28 protein-coding genes are annotated in these 26,606 nt (G+C 35.4%); 27 read left to right on the top strand and 1 reads right to left on the bottom strand.

Features of this window, described 5'->3' with window-relative positions; genetic code table 11:
- Positions 1-154: 154 nt before the first annotated feature.
- From Q9B79_RS26365 to rsmI, 9 genes are all read left to right on the top strand, one after another.
- Positions 155-334, top strand: a complete 180-nt coding sequence (locus tag Q9B79_RS26365; RefSeq protein WP_306188907.1) for a sigma factor G inhibitor Gin — start codon at positions 155-157, stop codon at positions 332-334.
- A gap of 72 nt (positions 335-406) precedes the next feature.
- On the top strand, positions 407-1,828 hold the full coding sequence (locus Q9B79_RS26360; RefSeq protein ID WP_306188905.1) for an aminotransferase class I/II-fold pyridoxal phosphate-dependent enzyme: 1,422 nt from the start codon (positions 407-409) through the stop codon (positions 1,826-1,828).
- A gap of 1 nt (position 1,829) precedes the next feature.
- Positions 1,830-2,456, top strand: coding sequence for a dTMP kinase (gene tmk / locus Q9B79_RS26355; protein WP_306188903.1), 627 nt, complete (start codon positions 1,830-1,832; stop codon positions 2,454-2,456).
- Positions 2,457-2,491: 35 nt separating this feature from the next.
- The gene (gene holB / locus Q9B79_RS26350; RefSeq protein ID WP_306188901.1) at positions 2,492-3,475 is read left to right on the top strand and encodes a DNA polymerase III subunit delta'; all 984 of its coding nucleotides are present in this window, start codon (positions 2,492-2,494) and stop codon (positions 3,473-3,475) included.
- A gap of 5 nt (positions 3,476-3,480) precedes the next feature.
- Positions 3,481-4,308 (top strand): PSP1 domain-containing protein, encoded by an 828-nt coding sequence (locus Q9B79_RS26345; protein WP_000272429.1) that lies wholly within the window; start codon positions 3,481-3,483, stop codon positions 4,306-4,308.
- A 14-nt stretch (positions 4,309-4,322) separates the two neighbouring features.
- On the top strand, positions 4,323-4,673 hold the full coding sequence (gene yabA, locus Q9B79_RS26340) for a DNA replication initiation control protein YabA (protein WP_000412056.1): 351 nt from the start codon (positions 4,323-4,325) through the stop codon (positions 4,671-4,673).
- Between the two features lie 273 nt (positions 4,674-4,946).
- Positions 4,947-5,687 carry a tRNA1(Val) (adenine(37)-N6)-methyltransferase gene (locus Q9B79_RS26335; protein WP_306188898.1) on the top strand — a complete coding sequence of 247 codons (741 nt, stop codon included), beginning with the start codon at positions 4,947-4,949 and terminating at the stop codon, positions 5,685-5,687.
- A complete protein-coding gene (locus Q9B79_RS26330; protein WP_306188895.1) occupies positions 5,674-5,964 on the top strand; it encodes a GIY-YIG nuclease family protein in 291 nt (96 codons plus the stop codon). Before Q9B79_RS26335 ends, Q9B79_RS26330 begins: the two co-directional genes overlap by 14 nt.
- A complete protein-coding gene (gene rsmI, locus Q9B79_RS26325) occupies positions 5,933-6,808 on the top strand; it encodes a 16S rRNA (cytidine(1402)-2'-O)-methyltransferase (RefSeq protein ID WP_306188893.1) in 876 nt (291 codons plus the stop codon). The genes Q9B79_RS26330 and rsmI overlap by 32 nt, the downstream gene beginning before the upstream one ends.
- 20 nt (positions 6,809-6,828) lie before the next feature.
- On the opposite strand, the gene Q9B79_RS26320 is transcribed toward rsmI, so the two are convergent.
- Positions 6,829-7,113: a transition state genes transcriptional regulator AbrB gene (locus tag Q9B79_RS26320; RefSeq protein ID WP_000843036.1), complete on the bottom strand. Its 285-nt coding sequence runs from the start codon at positions 7,111-7,113 to the stop codon at positions 6,829-6,831.
- Between the two features lie 518 nt (positions 7,114-7,631).
- Between Q9B79_RS26320 and metG the strand changes: the two genes are divergently transcribed.
- From metG to Q9B79_RS26230, 18 genes are all read left to right on the top strand, one after another.
- Entirely contained in the window at positions 7,632-9,614 is a 1,983-nt protein-coding gene (gene metG, locus Q9B79_RS26315; protein WP_306188890.1) for a methionine--tRNA ligase, read from the top strand.
- Positions 9,615-9,779: 165 nt separating this feature from the next.
- A complete protein-coding gene (locus Q9B79_RS26310; RefSeq protein WP_306188888.1) occupies positions 9,780-10,547 on the top strand; it encodes a TatD family hydrolase in 768 nt (255 codons plus the stop codon).
- A 216-nt stretch (positions 10,548-10,763) separates the two neighbouring features.
- Positions 10,764-11,321 carry a ribonuclease M5 gene (rnmV, locus tag Q9B79_RS26305; protein WP_000692830.1) on the top strand — a complete coding sequence of 186 codons (558 nt, stop codon included), beginning with the start codon at positions 10,764-10,766 and terminating at the stop codon, positions 11,319-11,321.
- A complete protein-coding gene (gene rsmA / locus Q9B79_RS26300; RefSeq protein ID WP_071758545.1) occupies positions 11,318-12,196 on the top strand; it encodes a 16S rRNA (adenine(1518)-N(6)/adenine(1519)-N(6))-dimethyltransferase RsmA in 879 nt (292 codons plus the stop codon). Before rnmV ends, rsmA begins: the two co-directional genes overlap by 4 nt.
- 110 nt (positions 12,197-12,306) lie before the next feature.
- Positions 12,307-13,170: a sporulation peptidase YabG gene (gene yabG, locus Q9B79_RS26295; RefSeq protein WP_048526387.1), complete on the top strand. Its 864-nt coding sequence runs from the start codon at positions 12,307-12,309 to the stop codon at positions 13,168-13,170.
- A gap of 238 nt (positions 13,171-13,408) precedes the next feature.
- A complete protein-coding gene (gene veg / locus Q9B79_RS26290) occupies positions 13,409-13,669 on the top strand; it encodes a biofilm formation stimulator Veg (RefSeq protein ID WP_098668012.1) in 261 nt (86 codons plus the stop codon).
- Positions 13,670-13,760: 91 nt separating this feature from the next.
- Positions 13,761-13,940 (top strand): acid-soluble spore protein SspF, encoded by a 180-nt coding sequence (gene sspF, locus Q9B79_RS26285; protein WP_001985066.1) that lies wholly within the window; start codon positions 13,761-13,763, stop codon positions 13,938-13,940.
- A gap of 196 nt (positions 13,941-14,136) precedes the next feature.
- Complete coding sequence (gene ispE / locus Q9B79_RS26280; protein WP_000772099.1) at positions 14,137-15,006, top strand: 4-(cytidine 5'-diphospho)-2-C-methyl-D-erythritol kinase; 870 nt, start codon at positions 14,137-14,139, stop codon at positions 15,004-15,006.
- A 54-nt stretch (positions 15,007-15,060) separates the two neighbouring features.
- Complete coding sequence (purR, locus tag Q9B79_RS26275; protein WP_000702473.1) at positions 15,061-15,909, top strand: pur operon repressor; 849 nt, start codon at positions 15,061-15,063, stop codon at positions 15,907-15,909.
- Between the two features lie 123 nt (positions 15,910-16,032).
- A complete protein-coding gene (locus Q9B79_RS26270) occupies positions 16,033-16,407 on the top strand; it encodes a RidA family protein (protein WP_000869808.1) in 375 nt (124 codons plus the stop codon).
- Positions 16,408-16,559: 152 nt separating this feature from the next.
- Positions 16,560-16,853, top strand: coding sequence for a septation regulator SpoVG (gene spoVG / locus Q9B79_RS26265; protein ID WP_000454041.1), 294 nt, complete (start codon positions 16,560-16,562; stop codon positions 16,851-16,853).
- Between the two features lie 321 nt (positions 16,854-17,174).
- Complete coding sequence (gene glmU / locus Q9B79_RS26260; RefSeq protein ID WP_000071036.1) at positions 17,175-18,554, top strand: bifunctional UDP-N-acetylglucosamine diphosphorylase/glucosamine-1-phosphate N-acetyltransferase GlmU; 1,380 nt, start codon at positions 17,175-17,177, stop codon at positions 18,552-18,554.
- 18 nt (positions 18,555-18,572) lie between these two features.
- Complete coding sequence (locus Q9B79_RS26255; RefSeq protein WP_000107420.1) at positions 18,573-19,526, top strand: ribose-phosphate diphosphokinase; 954 nt, start codon at positions 18,573-18,575, stop codon at positions 19,524-19,526.
- A 72-nt stretch (positions 19,527-19,598) separates the two neighbouring features.
- Positions 19,599-20,159 carry an aminoacyl-tRNA hydrolase gene (pth, locus tag Q9B79_RS26250; protein ID WP_306188909.1) on the top strand — a complete coding sequence of 187 codons (561 nt, stop codon included), beginning with the start codon at positions 19,599-19,601 and terminating at the stop codon, positions 20,157-20,159.
- Between the two features lie 71 nt (positions 20,160-20,230).
- The gene (locus Q9B79_RS26245; RefSeq protein WP_098668009.1) at positions 20,231-20,455 is read left to right on the top strand and encodes an anti-sigma-F factor Fin; all 225 of its coding nucleotides are present in this window, start codon (positions 20,231-20,233) and stop codon (positions 20,453-20,455) included.
- Between the two features lie 105 nt (positions 20,456-20,560).
- Positions 20,561-24,091 carry a transcription-repair coupling factor gene (gene mfd / locus Q9B79_RS26240; RefSeq protein ID WP_306188877.1) on the top strand — a complete coding sequence of 1,177 codons (3,531 nt, stop codon included), beginning with the start codon at positions 20,561-20,563 and terminating at the stop codon, positions 24,089-24,091.
- A 136-nt stretch (positions 24,092-24,227) separates the two neighbouring features.
- Positions 24,228-24,764: a stage V sporulation protein T gene (gene spoVT, locus Q9B79_RS26235; RefSeq protein ID WP_000648306.1), complete on the top strand. Its 537-nt coding sequence runs from the start codon at positions 24,228-24,230 to the stop codon at positions 24,762-24,764.
- Between the two features lie 230 nt (positions 24,765-24,994).
- The gene (locus Q9B79_RS26230; RefSeq protein WP_306188874.1) at positions 24,995-26,596 is read left to right on the top strand and encodes a putative polysaccharide biosynthesis protein; all 1,602 of its coding nucleotides are present in this window, start codon (positions 24,995-24,997) and stop codon (positions 26,594-26,596) included.
- Positions 26,597-26,606: the final 10 nt, after the last annotated feature.

Here is a 26,606-nt window from a genome sequence, read left to right as displayed (position 1 = left end):
GTGTTTTCAAACAGTACGTAAAAAGAAGTCGTGATAATACAAACACGTTGCCCAAGGATGAATCATATTATATAAGAAATCGATGTATATTTTTCCGGAAATTGTTAAGGAATAGAAGTATGAAATATGTTCATTTGAATAGGGAGGGAAGGGTATGAAATCACAAAACGAGGTTTGTATTGTTTGTGAGACAGAAAGAAAAGAAGGAATATATGTTTATAATAATTTAATATGTGATGAATGTGAAAAAGACATGGTGAATACGGAGACAAATGATCCGAAGTATATATATTATTTAAAACAGCTTCGGAAATTAGAAGTATCATATTTTTAAATAGGCATATGCCTATTATTTTTTTTGTTCTGTATAATAGAGAAAGAATGAAATAATAAGGAAGAGATATAGATGAATCAAAATCGCATACCTTTATATGAGGCATTAATAGAGTTTAAAGAAAGAGGGCCATTATCTTTTCATGTTCCAGGTCATAAAAATGGTTTAAACTTCCCTCAGGAGGCAGTAGAGGAGTTTAAAGATATACTATCTATCGATGTAACTGAGTTATCAGGATTAGATGATTTACATAGTCCGTTTGAATGTATAGATGAGGCACAACAATTATTAGCTGATATATATGGAGTAGAAAAAAGTTATTTTTTAATCAATGGTTCAACAGTCGGGAACTTAGCAATGATTTTGTCTTGTTGTGGGGAACATGATATTGTTCTTGTACAAAGAAATTGTCATAAATCCATTATTAATGGTTTAAAATTAGCAGGAGCAAATCCAATTTTTTTAGATCCATGGATTGATGAAGCTTATAACGTACCCGTGGGAATTCATAATGAAATTATTAAGGAAGCAATTGAAAAATATCCAAGTGCGAAAGCACTTATTTTAACACATCCTAATTATTATGGTATGGGGATGGATTTAGAGGAAAGCATCGCTTATGCACATGCACATAAAATCCCTGTTTTAGTAGATGAAGCACATGGGGCTCATTTTTGTTTAGGCGGGGCATTTCCAAAGTCAGCTTTAGCATATGGTGCAGATATTGTAGTTCATTCCGCACATAAAACATTACCTGCGATGACGATGGGATCCTATTTACATATAAATAGCGGCTTAGTGAAAGAAGAAAAAGTTTCTACTTATTTAAGTATGCTACAATCTAGTAGTCCATCTTATCCAATTATGACTTCTCTTGATATTGCACGCTTTACAATAGCGCGTATAAAAGAAAAGGGACATGATGAAATTGTCGAGTTTTCACGGGAATTTAAAGAAGAACTATCTTCTATCCCACAAATAGCTATTTTACAATATCCATTACAAGATGAGTTAAAAGTTACCGTACAGACACGTTGTCAGTTATCAGGATACGAATTACAGTCTGTATTTGAAAAGGTCGGTATATATACGGAAATGGCAGATCCATATAATGTCTTATTTATTTTGCCTTTGCAAGTAAATAAGAAGTATATGAAAGCTATAGAGATGATCCGGGTGGCATTGCAATCTTATGAGGTGAAAGACAAGAAAGAATCTATTCGTTATACTTATAAGGGAGAAATTTCTCCTTTACCGTATACATATAAACAACTGGGAGGATATGAAACAAAAGTAGTATCTGTAGAAGAAGCAGTTGGGATGATAGCGGCGGAAATGGTAATTCCGTATCCACCTGGAATTCCATTGATTATGTATGGAGAAAAAATTACTTCAGAACATAAAGAGCAAATTACGTATTTAGAGAAAGCAGGCGCTCGCTTTCAAGGCAGCACGAAATATATGAAAGTGTATGATATAGAAAGTAGGTTTTAGGATGAAGGGATTATTTGTAACAATTGAAGGCCCAGAAGGCTCGGGTAAAACAACGTTAATTCAAAGTTTATTACCGTACTTTGAACAAAAAGAACAAAAGGTAATGGTGACAAGAGAACCAGGTGGTATTGCAATTTCTGAGGATATTAGAACAATTTTACATAAACAAGAGTATACGATGATGGAAGCACGTACAGAGGCGCTTCTGTATGCTGCTGCACGTAGACAGCATTTAGTAGAAAAAGTTATGCCGGCGCTTAATGAAGATTACCTTGTATTATGTGATCGCTTTATAGATAGCTCTTTAGCGTATCAAGGATATGCAAGAGGATTAGGTATGGATAAAGTATTTGAAATAAATCGTTTCGCAACAGAAGACTGTATGCCTAGTTTAACAATTTACTTAGATATTGAGCCAGAGGTTGGCTTAGCTCGAATTGCAAAAGATGCAGGACGTGAAGTGAATCGATTAGATATGGAAGATATCTCTTTCCATAAACGTGTGCGTGAAGGATATTTACAAGTTGTAGAACGTTTCTCGGATCGTATTGTATTGGTAAATGCTGATCAGCCAATGGAAAAACTTATAGAAGAAGTTATTCAGGTTATAGAAGATAAATTGTTATAATAGAAGGAAAGAATGAAATAAGTGAGGTATGCATTATGACGAAGACGTGGGAGCAGCTTTCTGCTATACAACCCATCGGTGTAAAAATGTTGATGAATAGCATTGCAAAAGAGCGTATATCCCACGCTTATTTGTTAGAGGGAGGGAAAGGGACAGGAAAGTTTGCGACAGCAATTCAAATGGCAAAAAGTTTTCTCTGTTCTCAGCGGAATGGAGTAGAGCCTTGTCATGTATGTACAAATTGTAAGCGAATTGATTCAGGTAACCACCCGAACTTACATATTGTAAAACCAGACGGATTATCTATTAAAAAGCAGCAAATTCATGATTTACAAGAAGAGTTTTCAAAAACAGGATTAGAAGCAAATAAAAAAGTATATATTATTGAGCACGCAGACCGTATGACAGCAAATGCAGCGAATACACTTTTGAAATTTTTAGAAGAACCAAGTAGTGATACAACAGCTATTTTACTTACTGAACAAAGTCATCAAATTTTAAATACGATTTTATCTCGCTGTCAAGTTGTTACATTTAGACCTTTACCTACGGAATCTTTAATTAGAAGATTACAGGATGAAGGTGTTACGACATCTTTATCGACACTTGCCGCACAACTCACAAATAGTTTTGATGAAGCTTTAGCTTTATGTAGTGATGAATGGTTTGCACAAGCACGAGCTTTAGTGATAAAATTATGTGAAGCGCTCGAAAAAGATAAAGCCTCTATTTTTTTTGTACAAGAAAAATGGGGAAAACACTTTGGAGAGAAAGAACAATTACAGCAAGGTTTAGATATGTTACTCCTTATCTATAAGGATTTATTATATGTTCAACTTGGAGAAGAAGATCGTCTTGTTTTTCATGAGCAGAAAGAGATGTTTGAATCTTTCTCCTACGCTCAGAAGCGCATTGTATCAGCTCTCTTTAATATATTAGAGGCAAAAAATAGAATCAACGCTAATGTAAATGCGCAGCTTGTGTTCGAACAGTTAGTGTTGCGGTTGCAGGAGGGATGACCGTTTTGTATGATGTAGTAGGTGTTCGCTTTAAGAAGGCCGGAAAGGTGTATTACTTTGATCCAAATCAGTTCGATATCTCTGAAAATGAGTTTGTAATTGTAGAAACTGTAAGAGGTATTGAATATGGAAAAGTAGTTATTACCAAAAAGCAAGTTGATGAAAACGACGTTGTATTACCGCTAAAAAAGGTTATTCGTATTGCAAATGAAAATGATCGTACCATTGTTGAAGAGAACAAACATGCTGCGAAAGAAGCATATCAAGTTTGTCAGCAAAAGGTAGTAGAACATAATCTTGATATGAAACTTGTAGATGTAGAGTATACGTTCGATCGCAATAAGATTATTTTCTACTTTACTGCGGATGGTCGTATTGATTTCCGCGAACTAGTGAAGGACTTAGCAGCAATTTTTAGGACAAGAATTGAACTAAGACAAATTGGTGTTCGTGATGAAGCGAAGATGCTTGGTGGTATTGGTCCGTGTGGTCGTATGCTTTGTTGTTCTACTTTTTTAGGAGATTTTGAACCTGTATCCATTAAGATGGCAAAGGATCAAAATTTATCATTAAATCCTGCAAAAATCTCTGGTTTATGTGGTCGCTTAATGTGTTGCTTAAAATATGAGAACGATGAATATGAGGCAGCAAAGGAACAACTTCCTGATTTAGATCAACGTATACAAACCCCGCATGGTACTGGCCGTGTTATCGGATTAAATATTTTAGAAAGATTAATTCAAGTGGAACTAGTAGACAAGGAACGGATAGTAGAATATACGTTAGATGAGTTAGTGAATAAAGGGGTCGTTTCGAGTCAAACCACAGATTAATGAGGTGGGTGCTTGTGGAGAAAAAAGATATTTTTGCATCGGTTTCTAGTATGGAAGAGCAAATTGGACATTTATATAAACAGTTGGGAGAATTAAAGCAACATCTTGCAGAGTTGCTGGAAGAAAACCAACATATAAAAATGGAAAATGAAAATTTGCGACACCGCTTTGAAGAAGTGCAGATTAAAGAAAAACAAAAAACTCAAAAACGTAAAGAAGTGAAGCCGAAAACAGATATTGGTGAAGGCTACGATAATTTAGCAAGACTATATCAAGAAGGTTTTCATATTTGTAATCTGCATTATGGAAGTGTACGTAAAGAGGGAGATTGTTTATTCTGCCTGTCATTTTTAAATAAAAAGTGAAATTACCTTTCCAATGTTAATTGGAAAGGTAATTTTTTATACATGAGAGTAGAATGAAATATGTTTTTTATCCCGCTTTAATGGGCAGTAAGACCCCCATCTCAAAATTCAGCGAAAGCAAAGAATTTAGGTGGGGGTCGGGCTGCCCATAAAAATCCGATTGGTGAGGGCTAATAATCAGTGGGGGATGAAGAAAACCCCCACTGATTAAAGTTTTACTTTATTAGTTGAAGATGAAATAGGGTAGGTTAAGTGTAAGAAAAGGAGTAACATATGAATTTATATGAAGATGAACGTTTAGATTACTTATTAGCACAAGATTTGAAGATTATACAAAGCCCATCAGTATTTAATTTCTCGTTAGATGCTGTTTTACTTGCAGACTTTGCTTGGGTGCCAATTCAAAAAGGTAATTTACTTGATTTGTGTACAGGTAATGCAGTTGTGCCCCTTCTATTAAGTACAAGAACAAAAGGGAATATTACTGGTGTAGAAATTCAAGAACGCTTATATGATATGGGAATAAGAAGTGTCCAATACAATAAGTTAGAAGAAAGAATTCACTTAATACACGGGGATTTGAAAAATATGCCGGAGAAACTTGGACGTCATCAATATGATGTTGTCACATGTAATCCGCCTTATTTCCAAACACCTGCAACGTCTGAAAAAAATATGAATGAACATTTAGCGATAGCTCGCCATGAGATTATGTGTACATTAGAGGATGTTGTATCTGCAAGCAGTCAGTTAGTAAAGCAAGGCGGGAAAGTGGCATTTGTACATCGTCCAGGTCGTTTACTAGACATTGTTACATTAATGCGTAAATACAAAATTGAACCAAAGCGTGTACGATTTGTTTATCCTAAGGCAGGAAAAGAAGCGAATACATTGTTAATTGAAGGAATTAAGGACGGAAACGCAGATCTAAAAATATTGCCACCTCTTTTTGTATATGAAGAAAATAATGAATACACAAAGGAGATTCTTTCAATTTTATATGGAGAAGAATAAGCATTGTTTTTATGTAGTAGAGTGCTCTGATGGAAGTTATTATGCTGGATATACAAATCATATAGAGAAGCGGATTGAGACCCATAATAGCGGAAAAGGGGCTAGGTATACGCGTGCTAGACTTCCTGTTGCTTTAAAATACGTAGAATTTCATGAAGATAAGCGTACAGCTATGCAAGCAGAGTACTATTTTAAGCAATTAAATAGAAAACAAAAAGAAGAATATATGCAAAAAGGAGAACCTTATGTGGCAACAAAAAAGCTTTCAACAAAATGAAAAGGGCGTTTTATATTTAGTACCAACCCCTATTGGGAATTTAGAAGATATGACATTTCGTGCAATCCGAATTTTAAAAGAAGCTGATTTAATTGCTGCTGAAGATACGAGACAAACGAAAAAGCTTTGTAATTACTTCGAAATTGAAACACCTGTTATGAGTTACCATGAGCATAATAAGGGAGTAAGTGGAAAGAAAATATTAGAGAAGCTAGAAGAAGGAAAGACTGTAGCACTTGTTAGTGATGCTGGTATGCCGTGTATTTCCGATCCAGGTTACGATATTGTTGTAGAGGCTGTAGCGGAACAGTATCATGCTATCCCGCTTCCTGGGGCAAATGCAGCCCTTACAGCATTAATTGCATCAGGTCTTGAAACAAAACAGTTTTATTTCTATGGATTTTTACAAAGAAATAAAAAAGAAAGAAAAAAGGAGTTAGAGAAGCTTCGTTATATACAAACTACAATGATGTTTTATGAAGCACCTCACCGCCTGGATGATACTTTAATCTCGATGCAAGAAGTGTTGGGGAATAGAGAAATTGTATTATGTCGAGAGTTAACGAAAAAATTCGAGGAATTTATTCGTGGAACAGTTGAAGAAGCAATTGAGTGGACGAAACAAAATGAAGTTCGTGGTGAGTTTTGTATTTTAGTAGCTGGTTCAACGGAAGAACCAGCTCCAGAAGAACAATGGTGGGAATCTATTTCGGTATATGACCATATTGAACATTATATAAACGAAAAAGATATGAATTCAAAAGAGGCGATAAAAACAGTCGCTAAAGATCGAGATTTGTCGAAACGCGATGTATATCAAATCTATCATGTCGATAAAAAATAAGCTTCTCATAATTGAGAAGCTTATTTTGCTGTTTCGATATAATCTTGAAGCTCGTTTAAGATTTGCTCAGCGCCTTCTTTGCTTAAGATAATTTTACCTTCAGCTAAAGATAGGTTACCATCAGATACTTCACCAGTTACTTGGCAAGTCATGTTTGGCTTATATTTTTTTAAGATGATTTTCTCGTCATCAACATAGATTTCAAGAGCATCCTTTTCTGCAATACCTAAAGTACGGCGTAATTCGATTGGAATTACTACACGACCTAATTCATCAACTTTACGAACGATACCAGTAGATTTCATAATTCTTTTCCTCCTAAAGAAATAGTTTATAAGTTTCGAGTCTATTTTTAGATTCGTCATTTTTCGACAAAATACCCTATGGACATATGATACCAATCATTTACATTTCCGTCAATTCTTAAATTCTATATTTTTTAAAAAGATTTATAGATTTCTTACTTCTTATATATAATAGAATGTGAGTAATTTCTACTATTATTTCACTTTATTTTCAGAAAAGTTTATAAATTGTAAGTGATGACTGTATATTTTCTTGAAATATGAGTAATAGATGATAAATATACAAAATATGAACTCGTTTTTATTTTGCATTAACGAGCAGTAAGATTCTAAATTTAAAATTCGGTTAGGGCAAAGAATTTAAGTGGGGGCCGGATTATTCGTAAAAGCCCAATTGGTGCGGGCTAATAATCCGTGGGAATGAACAAGACCCTTACAGATTAAAGTTTCACTTTATATATAAGTTTTTGATATACTATTTATAAATACATATGAGGTTATCCGGGAGGTCCAAAACAATGACAGAGGAAAACAAATCCTTTTATATTACTACCCCAATTTATTATCCAAGTGGAAAATTACACATTGGGCATGCTTATACAACGGTAGCAGGAGATGCGATGGCACGATATAAGCGTATGCAAGGATACAATGTTCATTATTTAACAGGAACTGATGAGCATGGACAGAAGATCCAAAAGAAAGCAGAAGAATTAAACGTTACACCACAAGCATATGTGGATAACATCGTTGCAGGAATTAAAGAACTTTGGGAGAAGATGGATATCTCTTATGATGATTTTATTCGTACAACGGAAGATCGTCATAAAGATGTTGTTGAAAAAATCTTCAAACAACTAGTAGATCAAGGTGATATTTACCTTGATGAATATGAAGGTTGGTATTCTGTACAGGATGAGACATTCTATACAGAGCATCAATTAGTAGATCCAATTATGGAAGGTGACAAAGTAGTTGGAGGAAAAAGTCCAGATAGTGGTCATAATGTAGAACTTGTTCGTGAAGAGTCATATTTCTTTAGAATGGGTAAATATGTCGACAGACTATTAAAATTCTATGAAGATAATCCACATTTCATTCAGCCAGAGTCTCGTAAGAATGAAATGATTAATAACTTCATTAAACCAGGCTTAGAAGATTTAGCAGTTTCTCGTACTTCGTTTGACTGGGGAGTTCGTGTTCCAGGTAACCCGAAACACGTTATTTACGTATGGGTTGACGCATTATCTAACTACATTACAGCATTAGGTTATGGAACAGAAAATGAAGAAATGTATAAGAAGTTCTGGCCAGCAGACGTGCATTTAGTTGGAAAAGAAATCGTTCGTTTCCATACAATTTATTGGCCAATCATTTTAATGGCATTAGATTTACCTCTTCCGAAAAAAGTATTTGCTCATGGTTGGATTTTAATGAAGGATGGAAAAATGAGTAAGTCAAAAGGTAACGTAGTAGATCCAGTTACATTAATCGATCGTTACGGATTAGATGCATTACGTTATTACTTACTTCGTGAAGTTCCGTTCGGATCTGATGGCGTATTCACACCAGAAGGATTTGTGGAGCGTATTAATTTCGATTTAGCAAATGACTTAGGTAACCTATTAAATCGTACAGTAGCTATGATTGATAAATACTTTAACGGAGAAATCCCTGCATTTAAAGCAAATGTAACGGAATTTGATGAAACGTTAGTAGCGTTTGCACAGGATACATTGAAAAAAGTAGAAGAAGCAATGGAGAATATGGAATTCTCTGTAGCTCTAAGTTCAATTTGGCAATTGGTTAGCCGTACGAATAAATATATTGATGAAACACAACCGTGGGTATTAGCAAAAGATGAAAATGATCGTGAAAAGTTAGCTTCTGTAATGGCTCACTTAGCAGAGGTACTTCGTCAAACAGGTATTATGCTTATGCCATTCTTAACAGTAGCACCAAGCAAGATGTTTGCTCAGCTTGGCCTTGCTGAAGAAGCACATACATCTTGGGAAAGCCTGTCTACAATTGGCTGCATTCCAGCTGGAACAAAAGTAGAAAAAGGAAACCCGATTTTCCCTCGTTTAGAAATGGAAGTAGAGGTAGAATACATTAAAGAACAAATGAAAGCCTCTGCTCCTAAAGTAGAAGAGAAAAAAGAAGAAGAACCGAAGGCAGAAGAAATTACAATTGATGATTTCTTTAAAGTAGAATTACGCGTAGCTGAAGTACTGTCTGCTGAACCTGTGAAAAAAGCAGACAAGTTGTTAAAAATTCAACTAGACTTAGGCACAGAAAAGCGTCAAGTTGTTTCTGGAATTGCGAAATTCTATTCACCAGAAGAACTAAAAGGTAAAAAGGTTATTTGTGTAACAAACTTAAAACCTGTAAAATTACGCGGTGAATTATCACAAGGTATGATTTTAGCGGGTGAAGAGAATGGCGTATTGTCATTAGCATCAATTGACCAAAATCTACCAAATGGTACAAAAATCAAGTAATTAAGACAAGAAAAGAGATGTTTCACGTGTAACATGTGTGAAGCGTCTTTTTTCTTTTTACACTCTCAATTTTGCATTAAGATTGTAGTATTGGTATCGTTAAGTTATGAAAGAGCTTATTTTTGTAGAATAAACTTGATTTCAATATAAAAGGAGTTATGTATGATGTTGTTTGATACACATTCACATTTAAATGCAGAGCAATTTGAAGAAGATTTGCAAGAAGTTATTGCCCGAATGAAAGAAGCGGGAGTTACTTATACAGTTGTTGTTGGGTTTGATGAAGTAACGATAAAAAAGGCGATTGAATTAGCTGAGGCCTATGATTTTATTTATGCTGCGGTTGGATGGCATCCAGTTGATGCAATCGACATGACAGAAGAGCATTTAGCTTGGTTAGAAGAACTTGCTTCTCATCCTAAAGTTGTTGCACTTGGAGAGATGGGCTTAGATTATCATTGGGATAAGTCTCCAAAAGAAATCCAGAAAGAAGTATTCCGTAAACAAATTGCATTAGCCAAAAAAGTAAAATTGCCGATTATTATACATAACCGCGATGCAACTCAAGATATCGTTGATATTCTAGAAGAAGAGAATGCAGCTGAAGTAGGAGGCATTATGCATTGCTTTAGTGGCAGTGTAGAAGTAGCAGAGCGATGTGTTAATATGAACTTTTTAATTTCGTTAGGCGGACCAGTTACCTTTAAAAACGCTAAGAAGCCGAAAGAAGTTGCTGCGGAGATTCCATTAGAGAAATTGTTAATAGAGACGGATTGTCCGTATTTAACACCGCATCCATTTCGAGGGAAACGAAATGAACCAAGTTATGTAAAACTCGTAGCAGAAGAAATTGCGAACTTAAAAGGAATTTCTTATGAGGAAGTAGCAGAAATGACAACGAAAAACGCAAAAGCTTTATTTGGTGTTGAATAAAAAGGAGTGGGAGAGCCCATTCTTTTTTTATTTTTATAAAAAAGTAGGAGGAGTGATAGAGAAAATACGGGCGAATGAGGAAGTGTTACAATAAGGAGAGAGAACAAGGTTTTGGACATTCTATTTTTTAAAATGTAAGAATGGGGAAAATAATAATGGAAAAGTCGTCATTTTTTTGTTTTACTAAGTAGAGACGAAACGAGTGTGGAGGCAAGCATGAAAATTAAAGAGATTATCGTTGTAGAAGGTAAAGATGATACAGTTGCGATTAAGCGTGCTGTTGATGCGGATACAATTGAAACGAACGGTTCAGCAATCGGTGATCATGTTATTGAGCAAGTTAAATTAGCGCTGCAAAAAAGAGGCGTTATTATTTTTACAGATCCGGATTATCCTGGAGAGCGTATTCGAAAAATTATTTCTGATAAGGTACCCGGATGTAAACATGCTTTTTTACCGAAGGAAGAAGCACTGGCTAAAAGGAAAAAAGGTGTGGGAATTGAACATGCTTCTAATGAATCAATTCGCCGTGCTTTAGAGAATATACATGAAGAAATGGAAGCTTACACAAGTGAAATTAGTTGGAGCGATCTAGTCGATGCAGGTTTAGTGGGCGGAGAAATGGCAAAGAGTCGCAGAGAAAGAATGGGTAAGCTATTAAAGATTGGTTATACAAACGCAAAACAGTTACATAAACGTTTACAGATGTTTCAAGTTTCAAAAGAATCATTTGCAGAAGCCTATAAGCAAGTCATACAGGAGGAAAGAAAATGAAGGATATCGCAACACCAAATCGTACGAAAGACATTGTTGAAAAGTATGGATTTTCATTCAAAAAAAGTTTAGGGCAAAATTTTTTAATTGATACGAATGTATTAAATCGTATCGTAGATCACGCTGAAATTGGTCCGGAAAGTGGTGCAATTGAAATTGGACCAGGTATCGGTGCATTAACAGAACAATTAGCGAAGCGTGCTAAAAAAGTGGTGGCTTTTGAAATTGATCAAAGATTATTACCAATTTTAGATGAGACATTAGCTCCATATGGCAACGTTACAGTTATCAATAAAGATGTACTAAAGGCAGATGTACATGAGGTGTTTAGTGAGCAATTTGAAGAAGGGCAAGATGTAATGGTAGTAGCTAATTTACCATACTATATTACAACGCCAATTTTATTTAAATTGCTAGAAGAGAAATTACCGGTTCGTGGATTTGTCGTGATGATGCAAAAAGAGGTTGGGGATCGTTTAGCTGCTAAACCTGGAACGAAAGAGTATGGTTCTTTATCAATTGCTATTCAATATTATACAGAGGTAGAAACAGTTATGACTGTACCGCGTACAGTGTTTGTACCACAACCAAATGTTGATTCTGCAATTATCCGCCTCCTAAAGCGCCCGAAACCAGTTGTAGAAGTAACAGATGAGACGTTCTTCTTTGAAGTAGTACGAGCAAGTTTTGCACAGCGTCGTAAAACTTTAATGAATAATTTATCAAATAATTTAAATGGTTTCCCGAAAGATAAAGAGTTATTGGATCGAATTTTAACAGAGGTAGGAATTGATCCAAAAAGAAGAGGCGAGACGCTATCTATCGAGGAGTTTGCAACATTAAGTAACGCATTAGTTCTTCATAAATTATCCTAAGAATATAAAAGGGACAGTTCAAATTGAACTGTCCCTTTTGTCACCTTTCCCCTCCTAAATTCATACTTTAAAAACAGGTAAGATGGCCTAACGAGTTTGGAGGTAGGAGAATGGCTTTACATGTTGGAGAATTAGTGGAACGATATTCTCATAATAGGGATATTCTTTTTCGTATTATAGAAATAAAAGGCGAGATAGCTATATTATTTGGAGAGGAAATTAGATTGGTGGCAGATGCGCCGCTTGAAGATTTAATTAGTATAGATCAAAGAGAACATAAAAAGAGAGCGAAGCGTGAGAAAGAAACAATGGAGCGCACGTATCGTTTGTTTCAACAAGATTATGTATTAATGAAACAAAGGCATGAACACACTTCAACTGGTGGATATACGAGTGAGGTGAATTATTTTCAAATGCCAGGACGTGTATTGCATATAGATGGAGACCCATTATACTTGCGCAAGTGTCTAGACTTATATAATAAAATTGGTGTTCCTGTACAAGGTATTCATTGTAAAGAAACAGAGATGCATGAAAAGGTAGTAGATTTAATAGACCATTTTCGCCCAGACATTTTAGTAATCACAGGGCACGATGCATATACAAAAGCAAAAGGAGTAAAGGGAGATTTAGCGGCATATAGGCATTCAAGGCATTTTGTACAGGCTGTTAGAGAGGTGAGAAAAAAATATCCTTCATTGGATCAACTCGTTATTTTTGCTGGGGCATGTCAATCCCACTTTGAAGCATTAATTCGAGCAGGCGCTAATTTTGCTAGCTCCCCATCTAGAATTAATATTCACGCACTAGATCCTGTATATGTGGTTGGTAAAATTAGTTTTACGTCATTTATGGAGAGAGTCAATGTATGGGATGTTGTACGTAATACGATTACTGGCGAAAAGGGACTTGGTGGGATTGAGACAAGGGGAATTTTAAGAACTGGATTACCCTTTCAACATTATGAAGAATAAGCAAGGTACATATGTATCTTGCTTTTTTGTATCGAAAGGATTTAAATCAGCTTGGATAAAAAGAGACAAGAACGCACAGACTACATAATGATACTTTTACAATATAGTATTTCTTCTATCTATTCGAACGCATAATGCTTTTATAATGATATTGTCTGTGAGTTGCGGTTAATAATTGGGATAGATATATCGTGTTTTAAGTGTTCAATCTAAATTACAGCGAGGTGTAACGAAGTATATGTCAAAACGTTTAGATGAAATTAAAAGCGAATTAGATCACCATCTTGGACAGAGACTGATGTTAAAGGCGAACAGTGGGAGAAGAAAAACTGTAGAACAATCAGGTGTACTTGCAGAAACGTACCGTTCTGTTTTTGTTGTACAACTGGATCAACAAGAAGATGCATTGCAACGTGTATCGTATAGCTATGCGGATGTTTTAACAGAGACAGTAGAGTTAACATTTTATGGTGAACCTCATAATGAAGCGATTTTATAATTCATGTATCGTTACATATATTCCCACAAATGAAAAGCTATATTATTTTGCATACTAATTATACCGTAGCAAAATAAGGAGGGACTCTGCATTGAGTAGACGAAGAGGTGTTATGTCAAATCAATTTAAAGAAGAGCTTGCAAAAGAGCTAGGCTTTTATGATGTTGTTCAGAAAGAAGGATGGGGCGGAATTCGTGCGAAAGATGCTGGTAACATGGTGAAACGTGCTATAGAAATTGCAGAACAGCAATTAATGAAACAAAACCAGTAGTTGTAAGATACTTTCTATGCTACGGTAGCCGAGGAGTGATTCCTCGGCTTTTTGTACTATAAAAGGTGCCATCATTTTACATAAGTAGTTTCATTCTGAATGCTTTTCGTTATAATTAGGGAAGTGTCATCGTCTTACTATAAATTTATGGTAAAATAAACGATAAAAGATTGAGTACATAGAGTGGGTGAATAGATTGAAGCTACTAGTGAAAGCACCAGCAAAGATTAATCTGTCGTTAGATGTACTGGGAAAAAGACAAGACGGATATCATGAAGTGAAAATGATTATGACAACAATTGATTTAGCGGATCGTTTAGAACTAATGGAATTAGCAGAAGACCGTATTGAAATTTTATCCCATAATCGGTATGTCCCAGACGACCAAAGAAATTTAGCTTATCAAGCAGCGAGATTATTAAAAGAGAAGTTTAATGTGAAAAAAGGCGTGTCTATTACTATTGAAAAAACGATTCCAGTAGCAGCTGGATTAGCAGGTGGAAGTAGTGATGCAGCAGCGACATTACGTGGCCTTAATAAATTATGGAATTTAGGGCTTACAATTGATCAATTAGCAGAGCTTGGCGCAGAAATTGGATCAGATGTATCGTTTTGCGTATATGGTGGGACAGCGATTGCCACTGGAAGAGGAGAGCAAATTGAGCATATAAAAACTCCACCTTCTTGCTGGGTTATTTTAGCAAAACCTCATATTGGTGTATCTACTGCTGATGTGTATGGGAATTTAAAGTTAAATCGAGTTACACATCCGAATGTAGATAAAATGGTTGATGTCATAAATGCTGGGGACTACAAAGGGATTTGTGATACTGTTGGTAACGTTTTAGAAGATGTAACGTTTGCGATGCATCCTGAAGTTGCACGTATTAAGGCACAGATGAAGCGATTTGGGGCGGATGCAGTATTAATGAGTGGAAGTGGCCCAACTGTATTCGGTCTTGTGCACCATGATTCACGAATGCATCGTATATATAACGGATTAAAAGGATTTTGTGAACAAGTATACGCAGTACGTTTATTAGGAGAGCGAGAAACGCTTGAATAAAGACGTATAATACGTTATGATTTGTTTAGAATATTCGTGATTTGAGGTGAGAGTATGAAAATTAGACGAAGTACAAGATTAGTCGATATGACTTATTACTTGTTACAAAACCCTCGTCAGCTAGTTTCTCTCACTTTTTTTGCTGAAAGGTATCAATCAGCTAAGTCTTCTATTAGTGAAGATTTAGTTATTATTAAGCAAACGTTTGAACAACAAGGGGTCGGCACATTGCAAACGATACCAGGAGCAGCAGGAGGAGTGAAATATATACCATATATAAGTGAGGAAGAGGCAGATCTAATTATTGGTGAGCTTTGTAGCTTATTTGAAAATCCAGATCGTATTTTGCCTGGAGGTTACTTATATATGACAGATCTTTTAAGTAATCCTCGTCATATTAATGGCGCAGGTCGTTTATTTGCTTCTGTTTTTGCTAGGCAACCAATTGATGCAGTTATGACGGTGGCAACAAAAGGGATTCCACTTGCTTATGCAGTGGCGAATTACTTAGATGTACCAGTAGTAATTGCAAGGAAAGATAATAAGGTGACAGAAGGCCCAACTGTTAGTATTAATTATGTATCAGGTTCGTCTAAACGCATTCAAACAATGACGTTAGCAAAGCGTAGCCTTCCAGAAGGATCAAATGTTCTAATTATTGATGACTTCATGAAAGCTGGCGGAACCATTCAAGGTATGATGAGTATGTTAGAAGAGTTTAAGGCCAATGTTGTTGGTATTGGTGTATTAGTAGAGTCCACTGATATTGAGGAAAGACTAATTAACAACTTTGTATCATTAATTCGTCTATCAGAAGTTGATGTGAAAGAAAAAGCGATTCAAGTGGAAAAAGGAAATTATTCATTGGCACCATTTGATGAAGGACTTGTAGAGGCTGAGTAAAAAGGTAAAGCAAATAGCTTTATCTTTTTTTTATTATATTTATAAATTATAAAATAGATGGACAAACTGCTTTTCGTGCACTATTTTTAAAGAGTAAAAATAAATAATAAAAGGGTGAAAAATATGAAAGTTGTTCAAACAAACAATGCACCACAAGCGATTGGACCATACTCACAAGGGATTATTGTAAATAATATGTTTTACAGTTCAGGACAAATTCCGTTAACTGCAAGTGGAGAGCTTGTAGCGGGAGACGTGACAGTACAAACAGAGCAAGTATTTCAAAATTTACAAGCAGTATTAGAAGAAGCAGGTGCTTCATTTGATACAGTAGTAAAAACAACAGTATTCTTAAAAGATATGGATGATTTTAATGCTGTTAATGAAGTATACGGCTCTTATTTCTCTGCTCATAAGCCAGCTCGGTCTTGTGTACAAGTAGCAAAATTACCGAAAGATGTTTCAGTTGAAATTGAGGTAATTGCCCTAGTTAAGTAGTTCTTTGTAAGCGATAACCTCCACTAATCTCTATATTCAATTGCATTAAAAATTTTTATCTTAAAAATTTTTAAAAAATTAAAGGGAAATTAGAAATTTTGTGGAATTTATACAAATATATCGCTTATTTAGAAAAGGGTGGTGAACACAAGATGGAAGTGACTGACGTAAGATTACGCCGCGTAAACACAGAAGGCCGCATGAGAGCAATTGCCTCTATTACTCTAGACCATGAATTTGTTGTTCATGATATTCGTGTAATTGATGGTAATAATGGATTATTTGTAGCAATGCCAAGTAAACGTACTCCAGATGGAGAGTTCCGTGACATTGCACACCCAATTAATTCTGGTACACGCTCTAAAATTCAAGATGCGGTTTTAACAGAGTATCATCGTTTAGGCGAGTTAGAAGAGGTTGAGTTTGAAGAAGCGGGTGCTTCGTAAAATTCGAATGAAAAGGGCTTTTTAGAGAAAGCCCTATAATTTTGCAACAAACTCCTGTAAGCATTTACAGGGGTTTGTTTTTTGTGTTTATACATATATCTCATTTAGAAAATTCTAAATTAAATAAAAGAAAGAGGGAAACTTCTAATTTTTTCAAAATCATTTTAAATAGTATAGCTTATTTCTTAAAAAAGATACTAAAGAGTAAAACATCTTATAAGAATTATGGTAAAATTTAATAGTTAAAATGTGTTTCTTGAAATATATGATGATTTAGGATAATATCGTTAATGGATAAATAGGTTGCGATGGAGGGTCTATATGTCAAACAGATTTGCAGTGATTCTAGCTGCAGGTAAAGGCACACGTATGAAGTCTAAGCTATACAAAGTGCTTCATCCTGTATGTGGAAAACCTATGGTACAACATGTTGTCGATCAAGTATCTCAATTAGGATTGCAGAAACTTGTAACAGTCGTAGGACATGGTGCTGAAATGGTACAAGAACAGCTAGGAAACGTAAGTGAGTTTGCATTACAAGCAGAACAACTTGGTACAGCGCATGCTGTAGATCAAGCTGCAAGTGTACTTGCAAATGAAGAAGGAACAACTTTAGTTATTTGTGGTGATACGCCGCTAATAACTGCTGAAACGATGGAAGCATTACTTCAGCAACATAAAGAAGCAGGGGCAATGGCAACGGTGCTAACAGCGTACATAGAAGAACCTGCTGGATATGGTCGTATCGTTCGTAATGAGAATGGTCATGTTGAAAAGATTGTTGAGCATAAGGATGCAAATGAGAAAGAATTAGCTATTAAAGAAATCAATACAGGTACGTATTGTTTTGATAATAAAGCTTTATTCGCTTCACTTTCTAAAGTTTCAAATGATAACGTACAAGGTGAGTATTACCTGCCAGATGTTATTGAGATTTTAAAAAATGAAGGTCATATTGTATCGGCTTATCAAACAGAGCACTTCGATGAAACGTTAGGTGTTAACGACAGAGTCGCTCTATCGCAAGCGGAAATTATTATGAAAAACCGTATCAACCGAAAGAATATGGTAAATGGTGTTACAATTATCGATCCAAGTAACACATATATTTCTGCTGATGCAATTATCGGTAGTGATACAGTTCTTCATCCAGGAACAATTATTGAGGGGAACACTGTAATTGGTTCTGATTGTGAAATTGGACCGCATACAGTAATTCGCGATAGTGAAATTGGAGATCGTACGACAATTCGTCAATCTACTGTACATGATAGTAAACTTGGTACAGAAGTATCGGTTGGTCCATTTGCACATATTCGCCCAGATTCAGTTATTGGAGATGAAGTACGCGTTGGAAACTTCGTGGAAATCAAAAAAACTGTCTTTGGTAATAGAAGTAAAGCTTCACACTTAAGTTATATCGGGGATGCACAAGTTGGAGAAGACGTGAATCTTGGTTGTGGTTCAATTACGGTGAACTATGACGGTAAGAATAAATTCAAAACTGTGATTGGTAACGGGGTATTTATTGGATGTAATTCAAACCTTGTTGCTCCTGTAACAGTTGAAGATGGTGCTTATGTGGCAGCAGGCTCTACAATTACAGAGAATGTTCCATCAAAAGCATTATCTGTAGCACGTGCACGTCAAGTTAACAAAGAAGACTATGTTGATCAATTGCTGAATAAGAAAAAATCATAATGTGGAGGGTTAATCTAGATGTCGACTCAATATCTAAATTCTAATTTGAAAGTATTCTCTTTAAACTCTAATAAGGAACTTGCAGAGCAAATTGCAAAGCACATTGGAGTAGGGCTAGGAAAATGTTCTGTTGATCGTTTTAGTGATGGAGAAGTTCAAATTAACATTGAAGAAAGTATCCGTGGTTGCGATGTATTCATTATTCAATCTACAAGCTTCCCAGTAAACGAACATATCATGGAATTACTTATTATGATCGATGCATTAAAGCGTGCATCTGCAAAAACAATTAATATTGTTATTCCTTACTATGGTTATGCGCGTCAAGACCGTAAAGCGCGTTCTCGTGAACCAATTACATCGAAACTTGTAGCAAACTTGCTTGAAACAGCAGGTGCAACTCGTGTAATCACTCTAGATTTACATGCTCCACAAATTCAAGGGTTCTTTGATATCCCAATCGACCACCTAATGGGTGTACCGATTCTTTCAGATTACTTTGAAACAAAAGGTCTTAAAGATATCGTAATCGTGTCACCTGATCACGGTGGAGTAACTCGTGCTAGAAAAATGGCAGATCGCCTAAAAGCACCAATCGCTATTATTGATAAGCGTCGTCCTCGTCCAAACGTATCAGAGGTAATGAACATTATCGGTAATATTGAAGGTAAAACAGCAATTTTAATTGATGACATCATTGATACAGCTGGTACAATTACATTAGCAGCAAACGCTCTTGTTGAGAACGGTGCTTCTGAAGTATATGCTTGCTGTACACACCCAGTATTATCTGGTCCAGCAATTGAGCGTATTCAAAACTCAAATATTAAAGAGTTAGTTGTAACGAACTCTATCGTATTACCAGAAGAGAAGAAGATCGACAAAGTACATGAACTTTCAGTTGCTCCACTAATCGGAGAAGCAATCATTCGTGTATACGAAGAAGAATCTGTAAGTGTATTATTCAATTAATTGGATAGAATGAGACGTAACCAAGATTGGTTACGTCTTTTCGTATCGAAAAAAGAAAGTAGTGGTACAAGAATGAAATTGATAGTAGGACTTGGGAACCCGGGTAGAGAATATGAATTAACAAGGCATAATATTGGGTTTATGGCAATTGATGAACTTGCAAAGCGTTGGAATATTTCTTTAAACGAACAAAAATTTAAAGGAGTATTTGGTGCAGGATTTGTTAATGGAGAAAAAGTAATCTTATTAAAGCCACTTACATATATGAATTCATCTGGGGAAAGCATTCGTCCGCTTATGGAGTATTACAAAATTGATGTAGAGGACTTCGTTGTTCTGTATGATGATTTAGACATACCTGTAGGTAAATTACGCCTTCGTATGAAAGGTAGTGCTGGTGGACATAATGGTGTGAAATCAACAATTTCACATTTAGGAACACAAGAGTTTCAACGTATCCGCATGGGAATTGATCGTCCGAAAAATGGAATGAAGGTAGCAGATTACGTATTAGGACGTTTTACATCAGAAGAAATTCCTGATGTTAATCATTCTATTAAAAAAGCGGCGGATGCATGTGAAGAATGGTTAAATAAACCTTTTCTTCAAATCATGAATACTTTCAATAGTTAAGGGTATGATTGAGAATATTTTATTTTATTTTTACACATACTAGCAGTAATTGGATTTTATAGGAGGCTAGTATGGAAGGGTATTATTATTGCAGACATTGCGGGAGTAATGTAGGCTCCGTTACCGCAGAAAAAGTATATAGCGACGTTTTGTTTCAACTAACAGAGCAAGAAGTAGTAGAGATGATTCATTTTCATGAGAATGGAAATATATATATACAAACGATTTGTGAATTGTGTCAAGAAACGCTAGCATCTTATCCTGAGTATTATGAATATGAAAAATTTCTGCAATAAAATGTTGTCGCTTTGGCATGTCCAAAGCATTTTTCTGTTTTCTTTTTCCGAAATATTTGCATAAAATACAGTGGCTTGCTCTTTATGTTGAGAGGGGTTTTGAAAATGATAGGTTTATTAGAGCAATTTTATAAAAATGAAGAGATTCAATCTGTTATTAATGGATTAGAAGATGGTTTAAAAGAGCAACTTGTATCAGGTATGGCAACCTCTTCTCGTTCGTTATTAATGGCGGCCTTATATAAAAAAACAAAAAAATCACAACTTATTGTGACGCATAATCTATATCAAGCACAAAAAGTACACGAAGATTTAGTGGCGTTACTTGGTGAAAAAGATGTGTGGCTATACCCAGTAAATGAATTGATAGCATCAGAACTTGGTGTTGCAAGCCCAGAATTGAAGGCGCAACGCATTGAAGTATTAAATCGCTTAGCTGCAGGAGAGCACGGGGTTATTGTAGCGCCAGTCGCAGGGTTACGCAGATTTTTACCAATGAAAGAATTATGGAAGCAAAGGCAAATCGAAATCAGTCTAGGGCAAGAGATTGATTTAGATACATTCTTGCATACCTTACATCATATTGGCTATGAGCGTAAGTCGATGGTAGAAGCTCCTGGGGAATTTAGTTTGCGCGGGGGAATATTAGATATTTACCCACTAACTGAAGAGTTACCAGTTCGTATTGAATTCTTCGACACAGAAGTCGATTCTATTCGATTATTTGATGTGGATGAACAGCGCTCTCAAGATAAAAAAGAAAGTGTTAGATTCGGCCCAGCAACAGAGTTCTTATTTTCACAGGAAGAATTGAAAGCGGGAATTAAGCATCTTGAAGAAGGCTTGACTAAGACGATGCAAAAACTTTCCGATGATAAATTGAAGACTACAGTGCTTGAGACAGTAAGTCATGAAATTGAGATGTTAAAAAACGGGCAAAGTATAGAACAGATGTTTAAATATTTATCTATTTTCTATAACGAACCTGCTAGTCTGATAGATTATTTACCAGAAGACGGTATTGTGATTTTAGATGAGATTTCCCGTATTCAAGAAACAGCATCACATCTTGAAACGGAAGAAGCGGAATGGTATATATCACTTCTTGGTGAGGGAACGATTATTCAAGATTTATCATTCTCCCACTCGTTTGAAGAATTTCTTCATCATAAAAAAAGAAGCTTTGTATATTTAACGTTATTCTTACGTCATATCGCCCATACACACCCACAAAACATTGTGAATGTGACATGTAAGACAATGCAAGATTTCCATGGACAGATGCAGTTATTGAAAACTGAAATTGATAGATGGAATGAAGGACATTTTACGACGGTTGTGCTAGGCACAGATGATGAACGTGTAAAAAAACTACAACATATTTTAAGTGACTATGATATTGAGGCAGATATTGTAGAGGGTACAGATATATTATTGCCTGGAAGGTTACAAATTGCTGTAGGTGATTTACATGCAGGATTTGAAATGCCGATGCAAAAACTTGTTGTCATTACTGAAAAAGAGCTTTTTCATAAGAAAGTTAAAAAATCACAACGTAAGCAAAAGTTATCTAATGCTGAACGTATTAAAAGTTATTCGGAATTAAAAGTTGGGGATTATGTAGTTCATGTAAATCATGGTATCGGTAAATTTCTAGGTATCGAGACATTAGAGATTAATGGCGTTCATAAAGATTATTTAAATATTAAATATCAAGGTAATGACAAGTTATACGTTCCAATTGAACAAATTGACCAAGTGCAAAAATATGTAGGATCTGAAGGTAAGGATCCGAAAGTTTATAAATTGGGCGGAAACGATTGGAAGAAGGTCAAAACGAAAGTTGAAAAATCTGTACAAGATATTGCAGATGACCTAATTAAACTATATGCAGAGCGCGAAGCTTCAAAGGGTTATGCATATACACCAGATACGGCAGAACAACAAGAATTTGAGTCTTCTTTCCCGTATCAAGAGACAGAGGATCAATTACGTTCTATTGAAGAGATTAAAAAGGATATGGAACGCGGACGTCCAATGGATAGGCTTCTTTGTGGTGATGTAGGGTATGGAAAGACAGAAGTAGCTATTCGTGCGGCGTTTAAGGCAATTATGGATGAAAAGCAAGTTGCGATTTTAGTGCCGACAACGATCCTTGCACAACAACACTATGAAACAATTCGAGAGCGTTTTCAAGATTATCCAATCAATATAGGATTGTTAAGTAGATTCCGTACGAGAAAACAGCAAAATGAAACGATTAAGGGCTTGAAAGATGGAACAGTAGACATTGTAATCGGAACACATCGTATTTTATCTAAAGATGTTACTTATAAAGATTTAGGTCTTCTTATTATTGATGAAGAACAAAGATTTGGTGTAACGCACAAAGAAAAAATTAAACAATTAAAGGCAAATGTTGACGTATTAACATTAACGGCAACTCCAATTCCGCGTACGCTCCATATGTCTATGCTTGGTGTGCGTGATTTATCTGTTATTGAGACGCCGCCAGAAAATCGTTTCCCAGTTCAAACGTATGTAGTAGAGTATAATCCAGCATTAATGCGAGAGGCGATAGAACGAGAGCTTGCAAGAGGTGGTCAAGTTTACTTCCTATATAATCGTGTAGAGGATATCGAACGAAAAGCAGATGAAATTTCGATGTTAGTTCCAGACGCGCGTGTAACTTATGCACATGGGAAAATGAACGAAAGTGAATTAGAGTCTGTTATGCTATCGTTTTTAGAAGGTCAGCATGACGTTCTTGTAAGTACAACGATTATTGAGACGGGTGTAGATATTCCGAATGTAAATACGTTAATTGTATTTGATGCAGATCGTATGGGATTATCGCAGTTGTATCAGCTTCGTGGACGTGTTGGACGTTCTAATCGTGTTGCGTATGCATACTTTGCATACAAACGAGATAAAGTGTTGTCAGAAGTTGCCGAGAAGCGTCTACAAGCCATTAAAGAGTTCACAGAGCTTGGGTCAGGTTTCAAAATTGCGATGCGAGACTTATCAATTCGTGGTGCGGGTAACTTGTTAGGAGCCGAACAACATGGATTTATTGATTCTGTCGGCTTTGATTTATATTCTCAAATGTTAAAAGATGCAATTGAACAGCGTAGAGGGACAGACGGAGTTGAAAATACAGTTAATGTTGAAATTGATTTAGAAGTAGATGCATATTTACCGGATGCTTATATTTCAGATAGTAAACAAAAAATTATGATGTATAAACAATTTAGGGGTGTTTCTGCAATTGAGGATATTGAAGAGTTGCAGGAAGAGATGATAGATAGATTTGGTGATTACCCGCAAGAAGTTGGTTACTTATTACAAATCGCAAATATTAAAGTGTTGGCAATGAAAGAACAAATTGAGTTAATTAAGCAAAATAAATTTGAAGTAACAATTCTGTTCTCAGAACAAGCGAGTCAAAATATTGATGGCGGAAAATTATTCATGCTTGGAAATAGTTTTGGACGTATGATTGGTCTAGGAATGGAAGGATCACAATTGAAAATCGTTATGAAAACAAATGGATTAGAGACATCGAAATGGTTAACAATTGCTGAAAATTTATTAAAAGGCTTGCCAGATGTAAAAAAAGAAGTCATAAATGCCTAATATTAGATAAAAAAATGCAATTCGACGTGCATAGAAGAACTAATGTGTAAAATACTATGTCTAACAGTTGGTGATTTTTACATGAACAGGTAAATTCACCACTTTGATCATCAGTAGAAAGTGAGGCAGCATTAGAATGAAAGCAACTGGAATCGTACGTCGAATTGATGATTTAGGTAGGGTAGTAATCCCGAAGGAAATTCGTAGAACTTTACGTATTCGAGAAGGGGACCCACTAGAAATATTTGTAGATCGCGATGGGGAAGTAATTTTAAAGAAATACTCTCCAATTAGCGAACTAGGTGATTTTGCAAAAGAATATGCAGAGGCTTTATATGATAGCTTAGGACATAATGTGCTTGTATGCGATCGAGATTCTATTATCGCAGTATCAGGTGTATCAAAAAAAGAATACTTAAATAAAAGCGTTGGCGATCTAATTGAAAAAACGATGGAAGAAAGAAAGTCTGTTATTATGACAGACGAAAGTGATATTTCCATTATTGATGGTGTAACAGAAAAGGTTCATTCTTATACAGTTGGACCGATTGTTGCAAATGGAGACCCAATTGGAGCTGTCATTATTTTTTCGAAAGAAGCTATTATAAGCGAGATTGAGCATAAAGCAGTTAATACTGCTGCAAGTTTCTTAGCGAAACAAATGGAACAGTAAGAATTTATAATTTTAGAAGTAGCAATCTTTCCTAATTATGATATTTCTTCTTGAGAAATCAATCATTTGGAGATATATGTATATTGAATGAAGGTAGCGCTTTGCTACCTTTTTTCGTTGAACATTTCTAGCGTTGTGTGAACGCATGATTACTCGTGTAGGTAAGGAAGCTTGTCCTTTTCTTTATGATATAATACGAGGGGTGAGAATAGAAAAAGGAGTTTTCTTGTATGGAATCGAAGAAGTATCAAGCCTTTTGGCGTGGGGCTATTATATTAACAATCGCAAGTTTTGTTACAAAGGTATTAAGCGCCTTTTACCGTATTCCATATCAAAATATAGCGGGTGACATTGGTTTTTATATTTATCAGCAAATTTATCCGTTTTATGGATTTTGTTTAATTTTAGCTACTTATGGGTTCCCCATTATAATTTCAAAAATGGTTGCGGAACGATTAGAGCGAGGGAAAAAGCAAGAAGCAGAAGAAATTATTTGTGTATCTTTTTGGTTTTTATTAGGGATTGGTTTCATAGGATTTTTTACATTGTTCTTTGGTGCCGAAGCAATTGCAACAGCTATGGGCGATATACACTTAAATAAGCTATTACGTGTTATTTCCTTTTCATTCATATTAATGCCGTTTTTATCTGTAGCAAGAGGATATTTTCAGGGGTTCAATAATATGATGCCAACAGCTGTTTCGCAAGTGATAGAACAAACAATTCGTGTTTCTATTATTGTATTTTTATCTTTATTCCTAATTGCTCACGGATTTGATTTATATACAGTTGGTGCAGGTGCTATGTTAGGTTCAATCGCAGGTGGACTGATTGGGATTATCGTACTTGTACTTTATATGCGTCATGATTTTCGTTCTATATTCTTCAAAAGTGTAAAGAGGATTAGAGGGAAAAAGAAAATCATTAAAATCCTGTTTTGGCAAGGATTAGCGATTTGTGTTAGTAACTTAGTGCTTATTTTTATACAAATGGCTGATTCTGTTTCTTTCTATTCTTTACTTATTGGGGCAGGAGAACAAGCTGAAAGCGCAAAGGTGTTAAAGGGTGTTTATGACAGAAGTATCCCGCTTATGCAATTAGGTACTGTCGTAACAACTTCTTTCTCGTTGTCGCTTATTCCAATTATAACAGCAGCGAAGGAAAGAGGAGATCTTGCCTTTATTCAAGAAAAGGTAAAGTTAGCAATGAAAATAACATTTGTTATTGGATTTGCAGCGGCCATTGGATTAACTTGTATTATTCAGCCTACAAATATTATGTTGTTTGAAAATAGTGATGGGTCAGATGTTTTATCCATTTTATCTTTATCTATTTTATTTAGTTCATTGTCAATTACAACCGCTTCTATTTTGCAAGGGTTAGGACAAACATTAAAACCAGCAATATTCGTTATATTTGGGGGTTGTTTAAAGTTAGCTTTAAATTATATATTAATGCCATATTTTGGTGTAAAGGGAGCTGCAATTGCAACGTTAGTTGCGTTACTTGTAATTTCTGTACTAAATAGTGTATTACTTATGAGGGCTGTATCCGAATCGCTTATCGACAAAGGGAATATGTTAGGTGTAGTTATTAGTGGTATCGGTATGGGATTTGTATTAATAATGTTTATGCATGTATTACAAATGATTGGATTAGTAATTGATACGGAACATAGAGGAATCGCGACACTTGAGGCATTATTAGGTGTAGTTATCGGCGGATTAGCATATATGTTTTTCATTTTAAAATTACGTGTATTTACAAAAGCGGAAATAGGAACCGTTATGAAAAAAGAGAAAAAAGAAGGTTCATTGAAGAAGAGTGGATAGAGGTGGCAGG

The sequence above is a fragment of the Bacillus sp. MHSD_36 genome, from assembly GCF_030757775.1.
In the GTDB taxonomy this organism is placed as follows: domain Bacteria; phylum Bacillota; class Bacilli; order Bacillales; family Bacillaceae_G; genus Bacillus_A.
The sequence above is the reverse complement of the archived record's forward strand: the minus strand, read 5'-3'. Positions and strand labels throughout refer to the sequence as shown.

Excerpts from the sequence above, each read along its gene's own strand:
- Q9B79_RS26365 (WP_306188907.1), top strand. The coding sequence starts at position 155 with ATGAAATCACAAAACGAGGTTTGTATTGTTTGTGAGACAGAAAGAAAA.
- Q9B79_RS26360 (WP_306188905.1), top strand. The coding sequence starts at position 407 with ATGAATCAAAATCGCATACCTTTATATGAGGCATTAATAGAGTTTAAA.
- tmk (WP_306188903.1), top strand. The coding sequence starts at position 1,830 with ATGAAGGGATTATTTGTAACAATTGAAGGCCCAGAAGGCTCGGGTAAA.
- holB (WP_306188901.1), top strand. The coding sequence starts at position 2,492 with ATGACGAAGACGTGGGAGCAGCTTTCTGCTATACAACCCATCGGTGTA.
- Q9B79_RS26335 (WP_306188898.1), top strand. The coding sequence starts at position 4,947 with ATGAATTTATATGAAGATGAACGTTTAGATTACTTATTAGCACAAGAT.
- Q9B79_RS26330 (WP_306188895.1), top strand. The coding sequence starts at position 5,674 with ATGGAGAAGAATAAGCATTGTTTTTATGTAGTAGAGTGCTCTGATGGA.
- rsmI (WP_306188893.1), top strand. The coding sequence starts at position 5,933 with ATGTGGCAACAAAAAAGCTTTCAACAAAATGAAAAGGGCGTTTTATAT.
- Q9B79_RS26320 (WP_000843036.1), bottom strand. The coding sequence starts at position 7,113 with ATGAAATCTACTGGTATCGTTCGTAAAGTTGATGAATTAGGTCGTGTA.
- metG (WP_306188890.1), top strand. The coding sequence starts at position 7,632 with ATGACAGAGGAAAACAAATCCTTTTATATTACTACCCCAATTTATTAT.
- Q9B79_RS26310 (WP_306188888.1), top strand. The coding sequence starts at position 9,780 with ATGTTGTTTGATACACATTCACATTTAAATGCAGAGCAATTTGAAGAA.
- rnmV (WP_000692830.1), top strand. The coding sequence starts at position 10,764 with ATGAAAATTAAAGAGATTATCGTTGTAGAAGGTAAAGATGATACAGTT.
- rsmA (WP_071758545.1), top strand. The coding sequence starts at position 11,318 with ATGAAGGATATCGCAACACCAAATCGTACGAAAGACATTGTTGAAAAG.
- yabG (WP_048526387.1), top strand. The coding sequence starts at position 12,307 with ATGGCTTTACATGTTGGAGAATTAGTGGAACGATATTCTCATAATAGG.
- veg (WP_098668012.1), top strand. The coding sequence starts at position 13,409 with ATGTCAAAACGTTTAGATGAAATTAAAAGCGAATTAGATCACCATCTT.
- purR (WP_000702473.1), top strand. The coding sequence starts at position 15,061 with ATGAAAATTAGACGAAGTACAAGATTAGTCGATATGACTTATTACTTG.
- Q9B79_RS26270 (WP_000869808.1), top strand. The coding sequence starts at position 16,033 with ATGAAAGTTGTTCAAACAAACAATGCACCACAAGCGATTGGACCATAC.
- spoVG (WP_000454041.1), top strand. The coding sequence starts at position 16,560 with ATGGAAGTGACTGACGTAAGATTACGCCGCGTAAACACAGAAGGCCGC.
- glmU (WP_000071036.1), top strand. The coding sequence starts at position 17,175 with ATGTCAAACAGATTTGCAGTGATTCTAGCTGCAGGTAAAGGCACACGT.
- Q9B79_RS26255 (WP_000107420.1), top strand. The coding sequence starts at position 18,573 with ATGTCGACTCAATATCTAAATTCTAATTTGAAAGTATTCTCTTTAAAC.
- pth (WP_306188909.1), top strand. The coding sequence starts at position 19,599 with ATGAAATTGATAGTAGGACTTGGGAACCCGGGTAGAGAATATGAATTA.
- Q9B79_RS26245 (WP_098668009.1), top strand. The coding sequence starts at position 20,231 with ATGGAAGGGTATTATTATTGCAGACATTGCGGGAGTAATGTAGGCTCC.
- mfd (WP_306188877.1), top strand. The coding sequence starts at position 20,561 with ATGATAGGTTTATTAGAGCAATTTTATAAAAATGAAGAGATTCAATCT.
- spoVT (WP_000648306.1), top strand. The coding sequence starts at position 24,228 with ATGAAAGCAACTGGAATCGTACGTCGAATTGATGATTTAGGTAGGGTA.
- Q9B79_RS26230 (WP_306188874.1), top strand. The coding sequence starts at position 24,995 with ATGGAATCGAAGAAGTATCAAGCCTTTTGGCGTGGGGCTATTATATTA.